Below are 19,501 nucleotides of genomic sequence, written 5' to 3' on the forward strand. Positions count from 1 at the left end.
CACATTTATAAAAACACACAAAATTATGATTATTGGTGTTCCAATGGAAATCAAGACCGACGAGAGTCGTGTAGCTCTTACTGTCGGTGGAGTAGCCGAACTTATTCATCACGGACATACTGTTTATATCCAAAAAGGGGCAGGTATTGGAAGTGGTTTTCCTGATGCTTTGTATGAGAGTGTAGGTGGAAAAATATTGCCTACTATCGAAGAAGTATATGCAATTGCAGATATGATAATGAAGGTAAAAGAGCCAATTGAGCCTGAATACAAACTGATTAAAGAGAATCAAGTTGTATTTACTTATTTTCATTTTGCCTCTTCTGAACCTCTTACAAAAGCAATGATAGAAGCAAAGGCTGTTTGTATTGCTTACGAAACAGTAGAACAAGCTGACCGTTCTTTACCTCTTCTTATTCCAATGTCTGAAGTAGCTGGTCGTATGTCGGTTCAACAAGGTGCAAAATATTTAGAGAAACCAATTAAAGGTCGTGGTATTCTTTTGGGTGGAATACCTGGTGTTCAGCCTGCAAAAGTGCTCGTTTTGGGTGGTGGAATTGTAGGAACACAGGCTGCAAAAATGGCTGCTGGTTTGGGTGCAAGTGTTACTATTATGGATGTTAGTTTGCCTCGTATGCGTCATCTTGATGATATTATGGCTGAGAATGTAACAACTATCATGTCAAATCAATATAATATCGAACAAGCAGTTCAAGAATCTGATTTGATTATTGGTGCTGTTTTGATTCCTGGTAGAAAAGCTCCTCGCTTAGTTACTCGTGAAATGCTTAAACTTATGCGTCCAGGAACTGTACTTGTAGATGTAGCTGTTGATCAAGGTGGTTGTTTCGAAACTACTAAAGCAACTACACACCGTGACCCTACTTATATTATTGATGATGTAGTTCATTATTGTGTAGCCAATATGCCTGGTGCTGTTCCTTATACTTCTACTGTTGGTCTTACAAATGCAACTTTCCCTTATGCTATTCAATTGGCAAATAAAGGCTGGGTAAAAGCATGTCAAGAAAATAAAGAATTATTATTAGGACTTAATATCGTTAAAGGCGATGTAGTATATGAAGGTGTAGCAGAAGCATTTGAGCTACCTTATGTAGATGTAAATACTGTATTTGAGAAAGAAATGGCTCACTAATCTTGTCATTTTAGACTCTGAGAAATTATAATAAGCCATTTTATCTTTTTGATAGAATGGCTTATTTTATAGCCTATATATTTCTAATTTTAGTCAAAATTATTCAGAAAGAATAAATTTTCTTAAAGCTGCACCATCTACAGTTTCTATTTTAAGCTGATACATTCCTCCTGTCAGTTTATCTACATAAATTTTATAACGACTAGAAGATATATATTCTACTTTTAAATCAATTTCTCTTCCAATAGCATCAATTAATGTAAATTTAGGCGTTCCATTTGGATAAGTAGTTCCAAAATCTACAAAGAAAATACCATTATTGGGATTTGGAAATAAAGTAAGACTACGAAGTTCGATAGGTTCTTCTATAGCAGTAATTTGTCGATTGAAAATTATACTAGAAGAAATTGAACTACAACCTACTTCGGAAATAACTAAAAGACTATATTCTCCGTCTTCTGTTGGTTTATATGTTTCTTCAAAAGCATTTTCGATAGCTTCTCCATCTTTTAACCATTGGTAGCTTATTGATTCTGTGCTTGTTACAGAGCTGGTAAAGAAAGTATTATCCACTAATTCAATGGATAATATAGGTTGTGGTAGTGTTATGATTTCTATTTCATTCGAACGAGCTGTACAGCCTGCTGCTGTTGTAACTTCCGCTGTGTATTTTCCTGCTTGGGTTACAGTATAATTTTTTTCATTAGCAAAAGCTAAGATAACACCATCTTTTCTCCAACGAATTTTTGGACTTCCTGCAAAATCTGAATTAATTTCTAGTTGTAATCCAAACGGTTGAGCTTCACAAAAAACAGTTTGTTGAGGTTGGTTCAATTCAAAAGTTGCATTTTCAACACATTCTACATTCAAAACAACTTTTCTTCTTTGAAGTGTAAGTTTTGGTAGAGCTGGATTGGTAACAAAGGCAGTATAAATTCCTGCATCTGAAATTTGTACTCTATTTAGTGTTAGCATTTGAAGTGTAGAAATATCTTGTCCATCTTTTAACCATTGATATTCATTTCCATTTCCTAATGTCTGGACACTAAAAGAAATAGATTGATTGACAGTTGCTAAAATATCTTGTTCTTCATTGATAAGAGCTTGAGGAGCATAATCAAAAAATTGTAAATTACGATTTGCGTAAGGCAATAAATCATCAAATTCTAAGCTGTTTTCAGACACACGCAGTACACCTAAATTAGATAACTGTGTAATCTCAGTAGGAAGAGATGTTAGTTGGTTTGTATTTACTTCTAAAATAGTAATAGCACTCATATTATTCATTGCTATTGGTAAATTAGCAATAAAATTACGATTAGCATACAATTCTCTCAGTTTTACAAGGTTTGTAATAGAGTTTGGAAGTTCTGAAAGGTCATTATCACTAACATTAAGAACTAATAATTCACTCAAATTTCCTAAAGTAATAGGAAGTGAGCTAAATTTATTATCATTGATATAAAGATTTTGTAGACTAGACAAATTACCAATTTCAGTAGGTAAAGCATCTAAATTATTTCTTGAAAGCCAAAGAGCTTGAAGAGTAGTGAGTTTGCCAAAAGAAGATGGAACAGCACCTTCAAAGTTGTTTTTATCTAGGTCTAGATAAGTAAGTTGGGCAAGTTCTCCTATTGTGATAGGAATTTGTCCCTCCAGTTTATTATCAAAAAAGCTCAAGTAGCGTAGTTCTGAAAATAAATTTGCATCAAAAACCTCTGGGAGATTTCCTGTAAGGTTACGTTTCGATAAATCTAATTCTCTTACTTTATTTCCTCTTAGTGTTACACCTTCCCAAGTAGCAACTGGATTATTTAAGTTCCAAGGGTTTATCCAATTTGTTCCTCCTGTTTGGTCGTGAATTTCTACTAATGCTAATGAATCAAATATATCTACAAAACCTTCTACATTTAGGCTAATTGTATGACGTTGCAAAATCAGTTGTGTAGCTTGTGTATTTGTTATTCTACAATAATATGCTCCTGCATCATTTGGAGTTACATTTGTGACTGTTAGAGTAGAGTTTGTTTGTCCTGCTAAAATTGTATTGTCCTTAAACCATTGATAGCGATTAAAATTCCCTGCAGTTTCTGAATAAAATGTAACTGATTCACCTTGTAGAATAGTAGTGTCTTTTGGAGCATAGATTTTTGCTTGAGGAGAATATATAAAGGAAGGAATTATATTGATAAAGCCTTCTGCTGACCCAAAATCTAATCTATTACTTCCAATATTCATCTGAAAATTAGATTCATTGATTCTAGAAAAATTACGAACTGAATTAGGAAGTGTTCCTGTTAAATTATTATCATTTAAATTTAATGTAACAACAGAACCATAAGCTATCTCAACACCTTGCCAAGTAGAAACTGGAGTAGTCAAATCCCACAAAACAAACCAATTATCTCCTCCAGTTCTAGTATAAATATCGACTAAAATAAGCGAGTCGTTTCTGCCAATATAATAAGGCTCATTTGCACCTGTCATGTAAATATAACCTAACTGACCAGAAAAAGTATCATTCCCAATTTGAGGAGAAACAATTGCTTCACCTAGTACACCAAAGTTTTGAAAGTTACCCGAACTGCTTGCTTCTCCTCCTCCAGATACTACACTAGCAGGTTGTTGGAATGTGTTTTGAGAATAACAAAAGTCAATATGTACACAAAAAGTAAAAAAAATGAGGAGATAAATCCTGTAAATAGTAGATGTGTTCATAAAATAATAGAAATAAAATGATAGTAAAAAAATAGATAGAGAAAGAAAGCATACCAATTATATATAATAAAATCTATTTGGCTCTTCCGACAATTTAGCGAAATTATAAAAGGGTGTGCGTTCGTTTTAGCTTCGCTGAGGGTTACACCGTTCTCAAAAACGAATGAAACGCTTCTGAGGAAGCGTTTTTTTTAGTTCTGAGGAACTGAACACACAATGTTTCGCTAAAAAGTCGGAAGAGCCATCTATTTTAGTTCTGATAACGTACAATATCTTTTATAGGTTACTGTTCTAAAAGCGAACTGTTTTGATATAATGTATAGAGTATATAAATATAGTTTGTATTGGTATATATTTAGAAAAAAAAATATTTGTTAACTTATATTATAAAAAAATAATAACTAAAAAGCATAATTATTTAATATAAGTAATAAATGTATAGGCTTTGACGCAAATTTTAATTGTGACAAATTTACATAAAAAATGAAGTCTTATTCTTTTTCCAAATCAGAATTATTACCGTTTTCAGAAGGGTCTTCTAATTTTGGTAATTTTTTTTCTGTATCTATTTTAGTAACTTGATTTTTAGATTTTTGTTTGGGTAATTTAATCTTTATGATGTTTTTTTTGCTTTCCAAAGACTTTTGAGTTTCATTTGTTGGCTTATTTGAATTTGTAGATTTGGGAATTTTTATCTTGATTATTTTTTTTTGCTCAATTTTTGGTTCTTGCTTCTCTTTTTCTTTTTTTGCTTCATTTTGAGAAGATAGATTTTGGTTTTCTGTGGATTGCTTTTTTATAGGTAATTTTATCTTAATTGGTTTTATCTTAGCTTTATCGCTTGTGTTTTTCTCTTCTTTTTGTTGTTCTGTTTTTAATGGTGCAGCAATTTTTTTAATTTTAATAGTAGGTTTTTTAATTGCTTTATCTTCTTCTGACTGAACTGTTGGAGTTATTTTTATTTTTTGAGCAGGTTTAGAAACAGTTGTTTTGACTACTTTTTTAATTGCCTTTTCAGCTTGAAAATCGTCCCATTCTCTTTGTTTTTGAGTCGCTTCTTCTTGAGTAAGATTTCCAAATTCATAATTCATCTTAGTTATATCAGTTTCACTAAAATCAAATTCTTTGGTCATGGTTAGGCATTCTGTCGGACAAACAACTGTACACAATCCACAAAAACAACATTTTGCCATATCAATATCAAACTTGGCAGCATAAAAACGAATGGGCGAACCATCAGAAGCTCTTCCCACTTGCTCAGTTCCACGAATAGCATCAATTTCGATGCAATTTACAGGACACACTTCCACACATTTGTTACAGACAATACAATCCTCAATTTCATTATGCAGTTTATATCTTCCGTTATCAGGAATCGGCATCATCTCGTGAGGATACAAATTTGTTACAATTCCTAGATTTGAACTATCAGTAGCATCAAAAGGTTGATTTTTGGCAGCATTTGCATTTCCACTTGTGTTGTTTTCTGTTTTAGCTAAACTTTGTATAGATTTTTGAAAATGCTCCCATGTCATACTCAAACCTTTTGCTGTTGTTTGAGTGGCTTCTTTTAGGTCTTTCCAGTAGGTGTTTTTGCTTTCTTTGCTCATTTTTAAGATTATCTTATTATTTATTTTGGTGGTGTTGTAAAAAGTAGGATAGGTTTATTTGTCGTTGGCAGAGACACTGACAACAGCTAAGTATTGTCATTCTTGGTGTTCTCCCCGTGTTTTCCCCAACGATAATTTACCAAAAAAATAAAACATGATACAAAATATCATACTTTGTGAAATAGCCTTTTTATTCTAATATGACTGTTTCTTTTTGATGTTTATATTTTTGAAAAATTTGTATAACTGCCAAACAAGAGGAGTAAGCCAAATAATAAAAAACAAGATATAAAATAGAGGTGTGTCTATTAAATCACCGAAAGGCACTACAAAAATAAGTAATAGTACCGTCCACCAAAAGAAGAAATTAGTAATTAAATTTAATTTGTCTTTTTGCTTAAATGCAACAAAAATAGTAAATATATATAAAATAAAGATATAAAACAGTAATAAAAAACTAGAAATTATAAGGAAATAATTTGAACCTCCTCCAGTTCCTCCATTTAGTTCTATAACTACTCCCACCAAAAAGAAACCTCCTAGGATAATAGCAGGAATGTACATTTTCAAAATAGTTAGGCTATATTTGGCTTTTTGATAGGTATATAATACATATTGATGAATTAAAGTTCTTAAAAGATAGATAAACGGAAAAATTAATAAAACAAAATAAGTAGATAAATCACTTTCAAAGGATAATTTTGTTATAGAAAAAACAATAAAAAATGAAATTGTGGAAACTAAAATTCCTATCCAATCAGCAAAATAGTTGAAGTTGCGTTGAGAAAATTCTTTAGCTGCTTTTTCAGTGGCAAACCACGTAATACCTACCACTAACCATATAAAAATATTTACTCCTCCAAAAGCCTTAGAAAGCGTATTGGTAAAGCCTTCAGCACGATTTGTATAATGAAATAGTAAGAGTAAAAATATAGCTAAAAAAACAGTTACTATTGTATAAAGAATGCCATTGAAGTAGAGTTTTCCTTTTAAATATTGTATTCCAAAAAATGCTCCTGCAATAATTAAAGAAATTCCAGAAGAAAATGCCACAGGAATAATATAATTATCCGTCATAATAAAGAAAAACCATCCTACTCCAATAAAGAAACCAACAAATAAGTAAATAATAATTTTGAAATATTTTTGCGCTAAAAAGAGCATATTCATATAGTTTAATACCAAAATACTCATTAAAAAGACAGTCAAAAATAAAATTCCTTTAGCTATCATATCAGCTACCTCTGCTGGTACTTGTCTATAATCATCTAATTTAGCTACTTGATAATGTATTTTTTCTTCAGCAGACAAGGGAGGTATTTTTTCTAAAGTAGATTGTATTTTACTAGGAAAAGCAAAAATATAGGCTGTATTATAATTATAAGCTACTGCATAATTAGAGTCAAGGTATGAAAAACGAGTGTATTTAGGAAAGCCATAAGTGATAATAGTAGAATCCTTCTTTTTATCTTTTACGAGTCTCCAAGCATCATCTTCGTCATTTATCAAAACATGCTCTTCAAGTATAAAACTTGTCTTTCTATCAATAATAGTTTTCTCAAGGTACTTTATTCCTCTTTTTTGTTGCCATATATTTTTTATCTTTTTATAGAGTTTGTCTTGAGAATCCCAATCAATATCATTTCCATTATAATAACTGATTTTGTTTCCTAATGTATCGAAAAGTGTAAATCCTGTTGGGTAATAAGTATTTATTCCTCCTTCTATTGCTACACTAAAAAGACTATCATTCAATTCTATAAAACTTAGCTTAATGTCTTGTTGTGTTATGTTATCTTTTCGAATAGTTCTGATTTTATTGCCGTTTTTGTCAAAAGAACTAATTTTATCATCATCAGAATGAGTTATGATATAATTTCCATCATCTGATATGGCTACAAAACAAGGTTCTATAATATTTTGATGATGAGTATAATCTCCCTCTAATTCTGCATTTAATAGAGAAAGATTATTGATTTTGCTTTGATAGTCATTTGATTTATTATCTGTAATAGTTTTGATAAACTGTCCCTGTCCATTAAACAAACTTAACCCATCATGACCCACTGTAATAAAACGAGATTTATTTGTAGCCCAAACGACTGATAGTATAGAATCCTCTGCTTTTAGTTCTGTAAAAATAGGCTCATCAGTAGGAAAAATATTTGCGTCTTCTATTATATGATATAGGTTTTTTACTGCTACTAATGAAACTTTTTCATTTACTTTATAGGCTTCATGGGCAAGTTGTAAGGCTCTATCAGGCGAAGTTTCTAACATATCCTTAGACTCAAAAACTAAATTTTTGATAGCTAACTCTTGTTGATGTTTGTAGGATTTGTACCACTGAGAACCTGCAAGCATTGCCACAGCCAATATAATTGCTACTGCTGCAATAGCAATTTGCTTGTTTCTTTCAATAGCTCGTTTAACTTTTCCCTCTTGATTTAGGCTTTCTTTTAGAAACTCTTCTTGCAGTTGAGTAACTAAAGGAATTTTTTGATTTTCTTTTGCTCCTTCTATCCATTCATTTGCAAGTAGCAGCTCATTTCCACGCAATAAAAAATCATTGTTTTTATCAAAATAAGCCCATTCCATTGCTTCATTTTGCCATTTTGTATGCGCCTGTACGTGTTCTCTATCTGTATCAAGGGTGCGCAAAATTTCGGTAAACTGATTATCAAATTTTGTAGTATTTGTTCTAAAATCTATCCATTGAACAGCCGAAAGTGCACCATGTAATTCGTCCGTATTTATTTCTCTATATAATAAAGTGACAAAACGCTTTCCTAATTTTTGAGCATATTCTACCTCGTCAGCACAATAAGGCGATAAAATAGATTCAGGCGAAAGAATAAAGACTATGTTATCAGCATTTTGTATTCCTTCATAAATTTCTTTTTGAAAATCTGCTCCTGATGCAATACTTTCTTGGTCAAACCACGTTGTTTTTCCTGCAATCTGTAAACTCTCATTTATCTTTCTGGCAATATCTCCATCTGTTCTGGAATATGAAACAAACACATCTGTTCGCTCAGAACTACTTTTGGCTTGACTTTCCTTTATAAAATCTTCGTGAATAGATAGAGGCAATTGTGTTTCTCTTTTTTGACCAATCTTTAGCCATATTTTAGCTTGTTCTAAGTTATGTCCACGCAAAAGCATAGAAGCATTTTTATCTTGACGCTCCCATTTTAAAGCCTGCGTAAGCAAAATTTTATGACGCTCTATATATTCTTTGTCGTTGTCAAGAATTTCTAAAAGTTCATCTATATCTTTTTCAAAATCAGTTTTTTCATTTTTAGAAAGAGTTATACCCTCCCTATTATCTGTCAAATCTATGTATTGAATATCTTTCAAAATGAGAGGAAACTCACTTTCATCTATTTTTTCTAAACGTAAAGGAATAATTCTCTTATTCAAAGAAATAGCGTATTCCAATTCTTCTATACAATATTTTGACTCCAAAGATTCTTTTGTAATCAGAAAAATTAAATTATCAGCTCCTTCTACTCCTTTTTTGATAGCTTTATGAAAATCAACACCTGAATTTAGGTCGTTTACGTGTGTCCAAGAGGTATATCCATACAAAGCAAGCATATAAATAACTTGCCCTCTTGTCACGCTGTTGCCTTCTTTTTCTTTTTCGGCAGAAGCAATAAAAACATCCGTTTGAAGGTTATTTGCATTCTTTTTCGCTTCTGAAATAAAACGAGCATGTAAATCAGAAGGAAAACAAGGAGGTTGAGTAGAATCAAAACGATTAAATAGCCATTCTTCAGCTTGTTTTCTTTCATTGGCTACCAATAAGTGCATCGAATTGTGATGATTCTTTTCCCATTCAATGGCTCTAAAAAGAATTTCTGTATGCCTTTGTACATATTCTTTTTCCTGCTCTAATAAAGAAAGCACACCTTTAAAACCTGTATCAAAATCATCAATGTTTTCATATTCTGTTTGGTCTTTATTTTCTTCCCATTTTTGACGCATATACACCCAATTTATTTTTCCAATAGCAGGGTGCATCCTGTCCCAAACTTCTTTTGTAGTAGGTTCGATATGAAGAATTGGAATAATTCGTTTTCCTCTTTTTAGAGCCAAATCAATTTCTTTTCGGCAATAAGGAGATTTTACAGCATGAGGAGCAATCACAAAAATAAAGTTGTGAGCCGTTTCTATACCTTCATCGATTTGATGTTGAAAATCTACACCTAAAGGAATGTTATTTTGGTCAAACCAAACTTTATAGCCCTTTTCAGTAAGCTGTTCGCATAATTTAGTAGCAAAAGCCTTTGATTCGGCTCTTCCATACGAAATAAAAACATCATTAAAACGAGTATCTAGGCTATCTTCTAATTTATCTAAAGTAGTTGGAGGAGTAATATTGCTCATAAGTAAGTTTTGTTTTTTTTGAAAATACTCACTTTTGAGAAAGAAAACAATGAGTTTATCGAAAAAAAGCTTCTAATCGGTCATTTTCTTGATAACTAAACTTTTATCAATATCTTTTACTTCTCCTTCTTCGCAATAAAAAACTCGTGCAGGGTGTTTTTTTAAGAAATTGTGATGATGTGTTGCCATAAGAACGGCTGTTCCTGTTTTATTGATTTCAACAAAAACATTCAAAATATCATTTGCAATAGTTGGGTCAAGATTTCCTGTGGGTTCGTCTGCCAAAACAATTAAAGGGTCGTTGAGTAATGCCCTAGCAATGGCAACACGTTGCTGTTCTCCTCCTGAAAGCTGATGAGGCATTTTGTACATAAGTTCGTCGATGCCTACTTGTTTCAAAATTTGGTCTATTCGGTGCTGAATGGCTACTTTATCTGTCCAACCTGTTGCCTGCATTACAAATGCTAGATTTTCAAAAACACTACGGTCTGTAAATAATTGAAAATCTTGAAAAACAATTCCTATTTTTCGTCTAAGAAACGGAATTTCAGAAGACTCTAAATGATTGACACGATAGCCAGCCACTACAATTTCTCCATTTTCGACAGGCAAATCAGCATACAACGCCTTCAAAATAGTAGATTTTCCACTTCCTGTTTTTCCTATTAAATAAACAAATTCGCCACTAGCTACTTCCAAATTCACATTTTGAAAAATAGTTCGACTTTCTTGTGCTAAAAGCACTTCTTGCATACTGGCTACTGAAAAAGGTTTTGTCATTTTTTTCTGGATTATAAATTATTACACTACTTCAAAAGTTTTGCAATGTTTTTTTGTGCGTTTAACTCCTCAGAGTTGAATGAAATGCTTCCTCAGAAGCGTGATTTGTTTGTTTGAATCACGCTTCTGAGGAAGCGTTCTGTTCAGTTCTGAGGAACTGAACACACAAGAGAATACAAACAAATTTTCGTTACACAGTATTAGGAATCAGAGAATATTTTTTTATATTTCTATAATTGATAAAATCCATAGTCATCAATTAATTTATCTAAAAAATGTTCACTCTTTGTACAAGCAGTTATTTCAAGTTCTTTATTTTCAGAATTAGAAAAATACATAATTATAGATTCTTCATTTAGCTTTTTATTCCAATAAATAGTCATATTATCTTGATTAATAACTTCTTCCCAATGAATACTCAAAGTATCAATGAAATTTTTAGAGACTTTATTTCGATTATATTCTTCACTATCTAAAGAAGCTGCATATTCAAATCCACCTTTTGCTTTTATGTGATAACTTTCATCAGACATAACACATTGAAAAAAAAGATTCATCAGTAGAAATGTATCTAGTTCAAAATCCATTTCAAACCATTCTATGTCTTTTGTAAAATCTTGATTTGTTGTTTGAAGAATAGTAAAATCATTTTTCAAATCCACAGCCCAATATACAACAGACTGATGTTCCTCCAAAAAAACTAATTTATCATCTTTTACAAACAGTTTTTCAATAGTTGCAAAATGCTGATATCCATCTACAAATAAAGGAATATTCCCTAAAGTAGCATAAAATTCTTTTAGAGAGGAAGGAATAGAAATTTCAATGTTTTTTTCTTGAGCTTCAATTTTTGAAATCTCTATACCTTCCTCAGTAGAAATTGTTCTGCCTAAAATTTCTTCAGCAACAGCTTTAAAATTGGTCTTCATTCAAAATTATTTAGAAAATTAAATCTTCACAGAAGTTACCATTTTTGTAGCGTGTTCTTGCCAGTAGGTATAATCTGTTCCAGTAACGCTAAAATTAACGATAAGCACTTTTCCGTTATAAACACTGTACAAAACTTGATGATAACGAGATTTTCCACCTTTGTTAATAATAGCATTTGGGTCTTCTGGAATTGCTCCAATAAACTCAAACAAAACACCTTCTCGGTCTCCAATATTGATAATTTCACCTTCGTTTAAGAATTTTATTTTCTCATAAAACGAATTTGCAATCGCTCCTTTATAAAAACCTTTCAAAAGTTCCATATTTATTTCACTTTCCAAGCCTACTTCTCCCCACTCAAAAATACTTGAGTTGATACCTAATTCAGCTTTTCGGTCTGGACTTCTAAAAATAGCTAAAGGTCTCTTTGGAGTAAAATATTTTGTTGCAATTTCTTCATCAGACATTTCTACAAAATTATCAGGAATTAGAAGAGTTACACCTTCGCCAATTCGTTTTCTTTTGTATTTATCAGGCATTTGTCCTGCAAAATTGAATGCTGAAAAAATGATTAATAATAAGAAAGCAAATGAAGTTGTTTTTAATGCGTTTTCTCTAATTGTTTTAGTGTTTCTAATTTTCATAGTTGATTTTAATAATGATTTTGATAGGAAATAATTTGATTATATGGAATCTATAATCAAATTATTGTGCCAAAACGAAATCAAATCTAATTCTAGTCTTTTATCGCTTTTAATTTTGTTTTTCTACTCTTACCTTTTCAGCAGCCGTTTTATTCATTCCAAACCAAGCAAAAAATAAGAGTAACCAACCTACTAAAAGTACCAAAACTATAGTGGATAAAATAGAAGCATCGAAAGGAAATTTAGGAGTTGCGCCATTTTCAATCTGAATAGCCACTAAATAAATCATTATGAAAAGATTGATAAAAATTCCTACTCCTTTTATCCAAAGTTTAAAATTATTTAGAAGCATACGACGTGTAGTCTGATTTTTTGCCCAAAAATTACGTTTCGGAATTGGCAAAAACTTTTCAGGTAAGGTAGGAATAACAGTTCCTAAAATCAGAAGAATTCCATTAAAAACAACAATGGCAGCTAAAAAAAGATAGAAAAAACCATTTTTGCTAAGATTAAAAACGCCTCCTACATCATCAATTTTGATAGTAACAGGAGGTTGAAGAATTACATTTTCATATAAAAGAACACCCATCACAGCAAGCATAGAGAGCATCCAAATAAATTTTACAAACTTTATCATATAGCTAAACCAATTACGAATTACGAATTAAAAATTACGAATTAAAAGTTAGTAGAACCAACATAATTAATTTGTAATAAAAGGATTTATTGTATTAAAAATCTATTTTATAAATGAGAAAAAGTAGAGATTGACTATTTTATCTAATCATAAAGCAAAATAAATTAGTAAATTGATCCACAAAGGTACTAAGAAAGAACAATACTTATGGCTATCAAATACAAAATTACTTTATTTTAAATCTCTACCTTTATGCAAAAAGAATTCTCTTATTGGTTTTGTTTGTTTTTTGTTCTGTTTGCTTTTATTTTTTGTAGTTGTGATTGTCATACAGAGGCAAATGGAATTGTGATGGATAGCCAAACCAAACAACCTTTAGAAAATGTAGAGGTAAGTATTTATTTATCAATGATTCATAAAGACAGCCTAAAAACTCCAATTTTTACAGATAAAAATGGAATTTACAAACTTGCACACGACTATTGTAGCGATTATATGATAGATTTTTATAAAGAAGGCTATGTGAGCTGGACATCATCTGTCAAGGAGAATGATACAATTTATTTAGAAACTTATGTCGATAATGAAGAATATTAAATATATAGGTTGCTTCTGCCATTTAGCATACCTATTTTTGCTTTTAAATTTAACTTTTTTTGAAAAAATTTGTATTTCTACTAGAATCAATCTAATTTAAGTGTTTTATTTTTTACTCTTTCTTTGGTCATTTTATAGCTATTTTTCAAAATGAAAAAGCACAACAAAAATAAATGTATGAAAAAATTTACCTCTCAAAATAAACTGTTTTTTATTTTCTTACTCTTTATAGTGTGTCTATTTTTTATTCCTCAAAATAGCTTTGCTCAAAATTTAGAAACACAGTACAAATCAGCTATTAATAAAGGACGTCCAAATAAAGCAGGAAAACTAGCTTATCAAATAGCACAAGGCTATTATAGAGAAGGAAATACAAGACAAGCTATTGATTATCTAAATGAGGCTGTTAGATATTCAGCTTCTGTAAAAGATTATGATAATTTGGGTAAAACGTATTCTTTATTAGGGGGAGTTTATAAAGGTCAAAAAAATTATGATTTAGCTATTCAGAATTATGAAAAAGCATCAAAAGTCTATGATAGGTTAGGAGACAAGAAGAAAGTTGCCAGTTCTTATTATTTAGGAGGGATTATGTATGCTGAGACAAAACAATATAATAGAGCCATTTACAATTTTGAAGAAACGATACGTATTGCAAGACAAGCAAATGATGCAAAACTAATTTTACAAAGTACTGAATATTTATCAAAAGTACATAGAGCAAAAGGAGATTATTCGAATGCTCAACTATATGCAAATCTGACTGAAAAAATTAGAAATCCTGCCGAAGAAGTAATTAATTTAGAAGAGAAAAAAGATAAAGTGTTAGAAGATTCATTGAATTTCTCACCTACAGAATTAAAACAAAAAAAGGAAGAAGTTGCTGTACTTACTAATAAACAAAAACTCATTACCCAAGAACAAATAGATGCCTTATTAGCAGAAAACACCATAAAGGCAGACAGTTTAAAAGAAGTTTTTGCCCACATTGAGGCACTAGAAACAGAAAAAAAAGCAGGTGAAAAGTTATTTATGTTTATTGTTAGTGGTGTGGCTTTAATTGCTGTTCTATTAATTGTTTTTATCATTATCCAAAGTAATACAGTAAGAGCAAAGAAAAAAGCAAATAAAGAACTTGCTACAGCAAACCACGAATTAGAAGCTAAAAATGAAGAAATTGAGCAGCAAAAAGAGATGATAGAGCGAGAAAAAGAACGTTCGGAAGCATTACTCTTAAACATCCTTCCACGAGAAGTAGCCGAAGAACTCAAACATAATGTAGAGCTAAAACCACGTTCTTACGACCAAGTAACTGTTATTTTTACCGATTTTAAAGGTTTTACAAAGGCTGCTGAGTTGCTTAGCCCAGAAGAACTTATTAATGAACTTGCAGAATGTTTTTCTGAATTTGATACTATTTGTGAACGTTGGAATTTGGAACGAATCAAGACAATTGGCGATGCTTATATGTGTGCTGGTGGTGTTCCGACTCCAAACTATACTAATCCTGTAGATGCAGTAAGTGCTGCTATGGAAATGCAAGAAGTCATCGAACAACTAAAACAAAAGAAAATTTTGCAAGGAAAACCTTATTTTGATATGCGTTTGGGGATTCATACAGGTGCAGTGGTGGCTGGTGTTGTGGGTAAAAAACGCTTTGCCTATGATATTTGGGGAGATACAGTTAATTTAGCTGCCCGAATGGAATCTAGTGGAGAAATAGGCAGAGTAAATATTTCAGAATATACGTATTCGCTTGTTAGAGATTATTTTTTCTGTTCCTATCGTGGAAAAATTCAGGCTAAAAATAAAGGGGAAGTAGATATGTATTTTGTCGTTTCTAAATTCTAACAAAACTGAATTCTTAAACAAAATTTATTTAGACGGTTTCAATAAAACTATTCATTCAAAAGAACTTTTAAGAAAATTCTATCCAAAAAACAGAGCATTTATTATGAAAAAAAAGTACCTTATTCTTATTGTTTCACTTATTTTGTTGCTTTTTGTTCCTTACGACTGGGGAAAAGCACAAAATTATAATCGTCGTCAAGTAATTTCTAAAATTAGAGATTATGAGGTGAAACGAAAACGAGCTTTAAAAAATGGTGATTACAAAACAGCAATTAGTTTGAGTTGGCAAATTGCTGAAAGCTATCATCTTATCAAACAAACAGGTTTGATGGTGCGCTATTACGAACGTGCAATTTATGCAGCCGAAAAGCAAAATGACAAACTCTTAGAAGCAAGAAGTCACGAAAAATTAGGGGATAAATATGAAATGCCTGATTATTTTACCAAAAAGAATAGTCAATATCAAGAAGCTGCAACTCTTTATAATGAAATAAATGAATTTGAAAAAGAAGGAAATGTTCTTCGAAAAATTGTCAAAATCACTCATAAAGAAAGAGATTATGAAAATCTAATTCCGACAGCAGAGCTACTTTTATCAAAACCTGATACATTTCAAGTTACTCGTCAGGATAGAATAAATCTTTCTACTGTTCTGATGGAAGCACATACAAAACAAGGAAGCGAAGAAAAAGTAAAGCTCTTTGAACTTATGTGGGAACAAGCACGCAACCAAAAACCTGACCCAAGAGATAAAAAACGAGAGTTAGCTGAGGCGATGCAGATTGACCCAATGCTTCTTTCTCAAAGAGAATTGGAATTTTTACGTACCCAAAAGAAAGAACTAACATTAGATATAGATTCGCAAAAATATGTCATTGAAAAACAAGGCTTGGAGCTTCAACTTAAAAACCTGGATTTAAAAATTAAAGAATCTGACCGTCAGAAACAAGAAGCCATTGCAAAAGAACAAAAAGCAGAAGCTGAAAAACAAAAAGCAGAAGCTGCCACTCAACGAGCAAGAAACAATCAATTTTTAATAGGTCTGATTGGAGGTGGAATTGTTCTTCTTCTTTCTGTAATTGCTTTTGTACAGAAGTTTAATAGTAACCGTAAACTCAATTCTAAAAACAAAGAAATTGAATTAGAGCGTCAAAAATCAGATACACTTTTACTCAATATCCTGCCAGAAGAAACAGCACAAGAACTCAAAGAAACAGGGCATGCACAACCACATTCTTACGAACTTGTGACAGTTATGTTTACAGATTTTAAAGGCTTTACGCAAATTTCTGAAAAACTATCACCTGAAGATTTAGTCAAGAAGTTAGAATATTGCTTTACCGAGTTTGATAAGATTTGTGAGAATAATAACCTTGAAAAAATCAAAACCATAGGCGATGCTTATATGTGTGCTGGTGGTGTTCCTGTTGCTAATACTTCCAACCCAAAAGATGCCGTAAAAGCAGGATTAGAAATGCAAAAGTTTATGAAAGAATGGAAAGATTATCAAGAAAAATTAGGAGAACCAACTTTCGAACTTCGTTTGGGGATTCATACAGGTTCTGTTGTAGCTGGCGTTATTGGTAAAAATAAGTTTGCGTATGACATTTGGGGAGATGCTGTAAACTTGGCTGCAAGAATGGAATCTAGTGGACAAGTAGGAAAAGTAAATATTTCTGAAACAACGTACAATCATATCAAAAATGATTTTGAGTGTGAGTATAGAGGAAAAATTACAGCGAAAAATAAAGGTGAAATTGATATGTACTTTGTAAATACAGTTATCAGTTAAATATTTATAACCGTCGTTGAGGCTTTGCCGTCAACGAGGTTTCAAACATAATCCTCAACGACGGCAAAGCCTCGTTGACGGTTGAAAAGCAGAATAATTTAGAGCATAAATTTCAATTATATGTTGGTAAAAAAATTGAGTGTCAGTACAGGAATTTTTTGGGTAGAAGTACCAAAAGCAAATGTTTTTATGCTTTGTGGCTGTCCTGCTGATGCTGTCAAACATTTGAAAAAACGTGGGCTTATCGAAACTATCGATAAAAAAATAGACAAAAAAATAGTTTCCTACGAATCGGGTCCAAACTGCATTCTACTTTCCGAAGTCTTGATGCAAAACGGAAGTTTTTCTAATTTGATAGAATTTCCTGCTATGCAAATGCTTTATTTGCAAGGAATGGGAATCCCAAACCATCCGAATAATACAGGAATTCGTCCGATGATTATAGGAACAGATGAGCAAATCGAAGCACAGATGAAATATTTTTATCGTGGAAATTATGGTTTGATAAATAAAGAAGAGTACGCAGCAGCAGGAATAACTGGCGAAACTGCCGAACAAATGATGCGTATAAAACTCAATTTTGCGTTTGGAAAAATAAATCCTACCGATGCAATTTTGGATAAAAGAGTAATAGAAGAATCAGAAAATAATGATGAAATAGAAACAGAAAACAAAAAAACAGAAATCCGAAATGGTGTTTTTATTGAACGAAAAGATTTTAATGTTTATGAGATTAGTTATCAAGATGAAAGTGTAGAAGTAAATCTAAACTTAGGTGCAGAAGACCGTTATGAAGCTCCCTATCAACTCGGTTATCATTATTTGAATAGAGAATATTTTGCTGTCGTTCATTCTGGCGAGGGCGATGGTTGGGATATAAACCGTCCTTGTATGGCTAGTATTCTGATTTTTCAAGGAAAGATTTATTTAGTGGATGCAGGGCCAAATATTCTTACAAGTCTAAATTATTTAGGAATTAGTGTCAATGAAATTGAAGGTATTTTTCATACACACGCTCACGACGACCATTTTGCAGGACTTACTACGCTTATCCGAACAGATAGACGTTTTAAATATTATGCAACGCCTTTGGTTCGTTCTGCCATTACCAAAAAATTATGTGCTTTGATGTCTATTGCAGAAAATAATTTTTCTAACTTTTTTGATATTCACGACCTTAATTTTGATGAATGGAACGATGTCGACGGACTGGAAGTGATGCCTTTGTATTCTCCTCATCCTGTAGAAACGAATTTATTTTATTTTAGAGCAAAATGGAATGATACCTACAAAACGTATGGACATTTAGCCGATGTAGTTTCTTTTGATGTCTTCAAAAAAATGACTGAACGAGAAGAAGGCGATGATTTGAAAGTTTCGAAGGAATGGTACGAAAAAATCACACAGAATTATCTCATTCCTACCAACCTCAAAAAAATTGATATTGGTGGTGGAATGATTCACGGACAAGCAGAAGATTACCGAAAAGACGACTCAAAGAAAATCGTTTTGGCACACACACACAAACCACTCACTTTTAAAGAGCGTGAAATTGGTTCTTCGGCAGCTTTTGGAATGATTGATACGCTTATTCCTGCCAGTCATGATTATTTATTTGATTTTGCTAGTAAGTATTTACAGTTTTATTTTCCTAGCGCACCACAGCACGAAGTCAATTATTTGCTCAATCATTCGGTTAGGCATTTCAATGCAGGAACGATTTTATTCAAAAAAGGACAAAATAGCGAGTATGTTTATTTGCTTATCACAGGTTCGGTGGAGTTTATAGATTCACAGCGAGGCAATCAACACGTTTTGCCAGCAGGTTCTTTGATAGGTTTTTATTCGGGTTATTTGGGTGGAAAAGCTCTTGAAACCTACCGAGCAGCTAGTAATATTACCGTTATTCAAATTCCTTTACAATCGTATCACGATTTTGTAGAACGCAATGATTTGTATAGCGAACTCAAACGAGTAGAAAAAAACATTTTGTTTTTAGAAAATACGTGGCTTTTTGGCGAGGTGGTTTCTTTTCCTATCCTTACACGCATAGCAAAGGCGATGACTCAAACCAAAGGGCAAGAAGTAGAACTTTCTCAAAAGTACATTCTCTACATCATAGAAGAAGGCAGCGTAACCATAAAACGAAACGGAACACGAGTAGAAACCCTACAAAAAGGCGATTTTTTTGGTGCAAACGAAATACTGACAGCCGAAAACTGGGAAGAAAATGCAGGACAATACAGCATCACACTTTCAAAAGACGCTTCTCTTTTTGCCATTGCAGCCGATTTGATACAGGAAATTCCTGTCGTCTATTGGAAAGTTATTGAAACGTATGAGAAACGGTTTAGGAGGGTTTAGAATAGTAATAATTTTATATTCAAAATTTTA

At 32.0% G+C, this 19,501-nt stretch carries 12 protein-coding genes; 5 read left to right on the forward strand and 7 right to left on the reverse strand.

Annotation, left to right across the window (positions count from 1 at the left end; all coding sequences use genetic code 11):
- Window positions 1-25 precede the first annotated feature (25 nt).
- Window positions 26-1,156 carry an alanine dehydrogenase gene (gene ald, locus V9L05_RS19280; protein ID WP_338791809.1) on the forward strand — a complete coding sequence of 377 codons (1,131 nt, stop codon included), beginning with the start codon at window positions 26-28 and terminating at the stop codon, window positions 1,154-1,156.
- 99 nt (window positions 1,157-1,255) lie between these two features.
- Here ald and V9L05_RS19285 read toward each other — a convergent pair whose 3' ends face one another.
- The 7 genes from V9L05_RS19285 to V9L05_RS19315 form a co-directional block, all read right to left on the reverse strand.
- Window positions 1,256-3,874, reverse strand: coding sequence for an immunoglobulin domain-containing protein (locus tag V9L05_RS19285; protein ID WP_338813532.1), 2,619 nt, complete (start codon window positions 3,872-3,874; stop codon window positions 1,256-1,258).
- Between the two features lie 491 nt (window positions 3,875-4,365).
- On the reverse strand, window positions 4,366-5,484 hold the full coding sequence (locus V9L05_RS19290; RefSeq protein WP_338813533.1) for a 4Fe-4S dicluster domain-containing protein: 1,119 nt from the start codon (window positions 5,482-5,484) through the stop codon (window positions 4,366-4,368).
- Window positions 5,485-5,679: 195 nt separating this feature from the next.
- A complete protein-coding gene (locus tag V9L05_RS19295; RefSeq protein WP_338813534.1) occupies window positions 5,680-9,876 on the reverse strand; it encodes a TIR domain-containing protein in 4,197 nt (1,398 codons plus the stop codon).
- Between the two features lie 72 nt (window positions 9,877-9,948).
- Window positions 9,949-10,656 carry an ATP-binding cassette domain-containing protein gene (locus V9L05_RS19300; RefSeq protein ID WP_338791805.1) on the reverse strand — a complete coding sequence of 236 codons (708 nt, stop codon included), beginning with the start codon at window positions 10,654-10,656 and terminating at the stop codon, window positions 9,949-9,951.
- 230 nt (window positions 10,657-10,886) lie between these two features.
- Window positions 10,887-11,585 carry a hypothetical protein gene (locus V9L05_RS19305; protein WP_338813535.1) on the reverse strand — a complete coding sequence of 233 codons (699 nt, stop codon included), beginning with the start codon at window positions 11,583-11,585 and terminating at the stop codon, window positions 10,887-10,889.
- Window positions 11,586-11,603: 18 nt separating this feature from the next.
- Window positions 11,604-12,230, reverse strand: a complete 627-nt coding sequence (locus V9L05_RS19310; RefSeq protein WP_338813537.1) for a hypothetical protein — start codon at window positions 12,228-12,230, stop codon at window positions 11,604-11,606.
- Window positions 12,231-12,339: 109 nt separating this feature from the next.
- Window positions 12,340-12,867, reverse strand: a complete 528-nt coding sequence (locus V9L05_RS19315; protein WP_338813539.1) for a hypothetical protein — start codon at window positions 12,865-12,867, stop codon at window positions 12,340-12,342.
- A 252-nt stretch (window positions 12,868-13,119) separates the two neighbouring features.
- On the opposite strand from V9L05_RS19315, the gene V9L05_RS19320 reads away from it, so the two are divergent.
- The 4 genes from V9L05_RS19320 to V9L05_RS19335 all read left to right on the forward strand — a co-directional run bounded on the left by V9L05_RS19320 (window position 13,120) and on the right by V9L05_RS19335 (window position 19,471).
- Entirely contained in the window at window positions 13,120-13,464 is a 345-nt protein-coding gene (locus tag V9L05_RS19320) for a hypothetical protein (RefSeq protein ID WP_338813540.1), read from the forward strand.
- Between the two features lie 177 nt (window positions 13,465-13,641).
- On the forward strand, window positions 13,642-15,315 hold the full coding sequence (locus V9L05_RS19325) for an adenylate/guanylate cyclase domain-containing protein (protein ID WP_338791801.1): 1,674 nt from the start codon (window positions 13,642-13,644) through the stop codon (window positions 15,313-15,315).
- 103 nt (window positions 15,316-15,418) lie between these two features.
- Window positions 15,419-17,107 carry an adenylate/guanylate cyclase domain-containing protein gene (locus V9L05_RS19330; protein ID WP_338813541.1) on the forward strand — a complete coding sequence of 563 codons (1,689 nt, stop codon included), beginning with the start codon at window positions 15,419-15,421 and terminating at the stop codon, window positions 17,105-17,107.
- A 120-nt stretch (window positions 17,108-17,227) separates the two neighbouring features.
- Entirely contained in the window at window positions 17,228-19,471 is a 2,244-nt protein-coding gene (locus V9L05_RS19335) for a cyclic nucleotide-binding domain-containing protein (protein ID WP_338813542.1), read from the forward strand.
- Window positions 19,472-19,501: the final 30 nt, after the last annotated feature.

Source organism: Bernardetia sp. Wsw4-3y2 (genome assembly GCF_037126295.1).
Taxonomy (GTDB): domain Bacteria; phylum Bacteroidota; class Bacteroidia; order Cytophagales; family Bernardetiaceae; genus Bernardetia.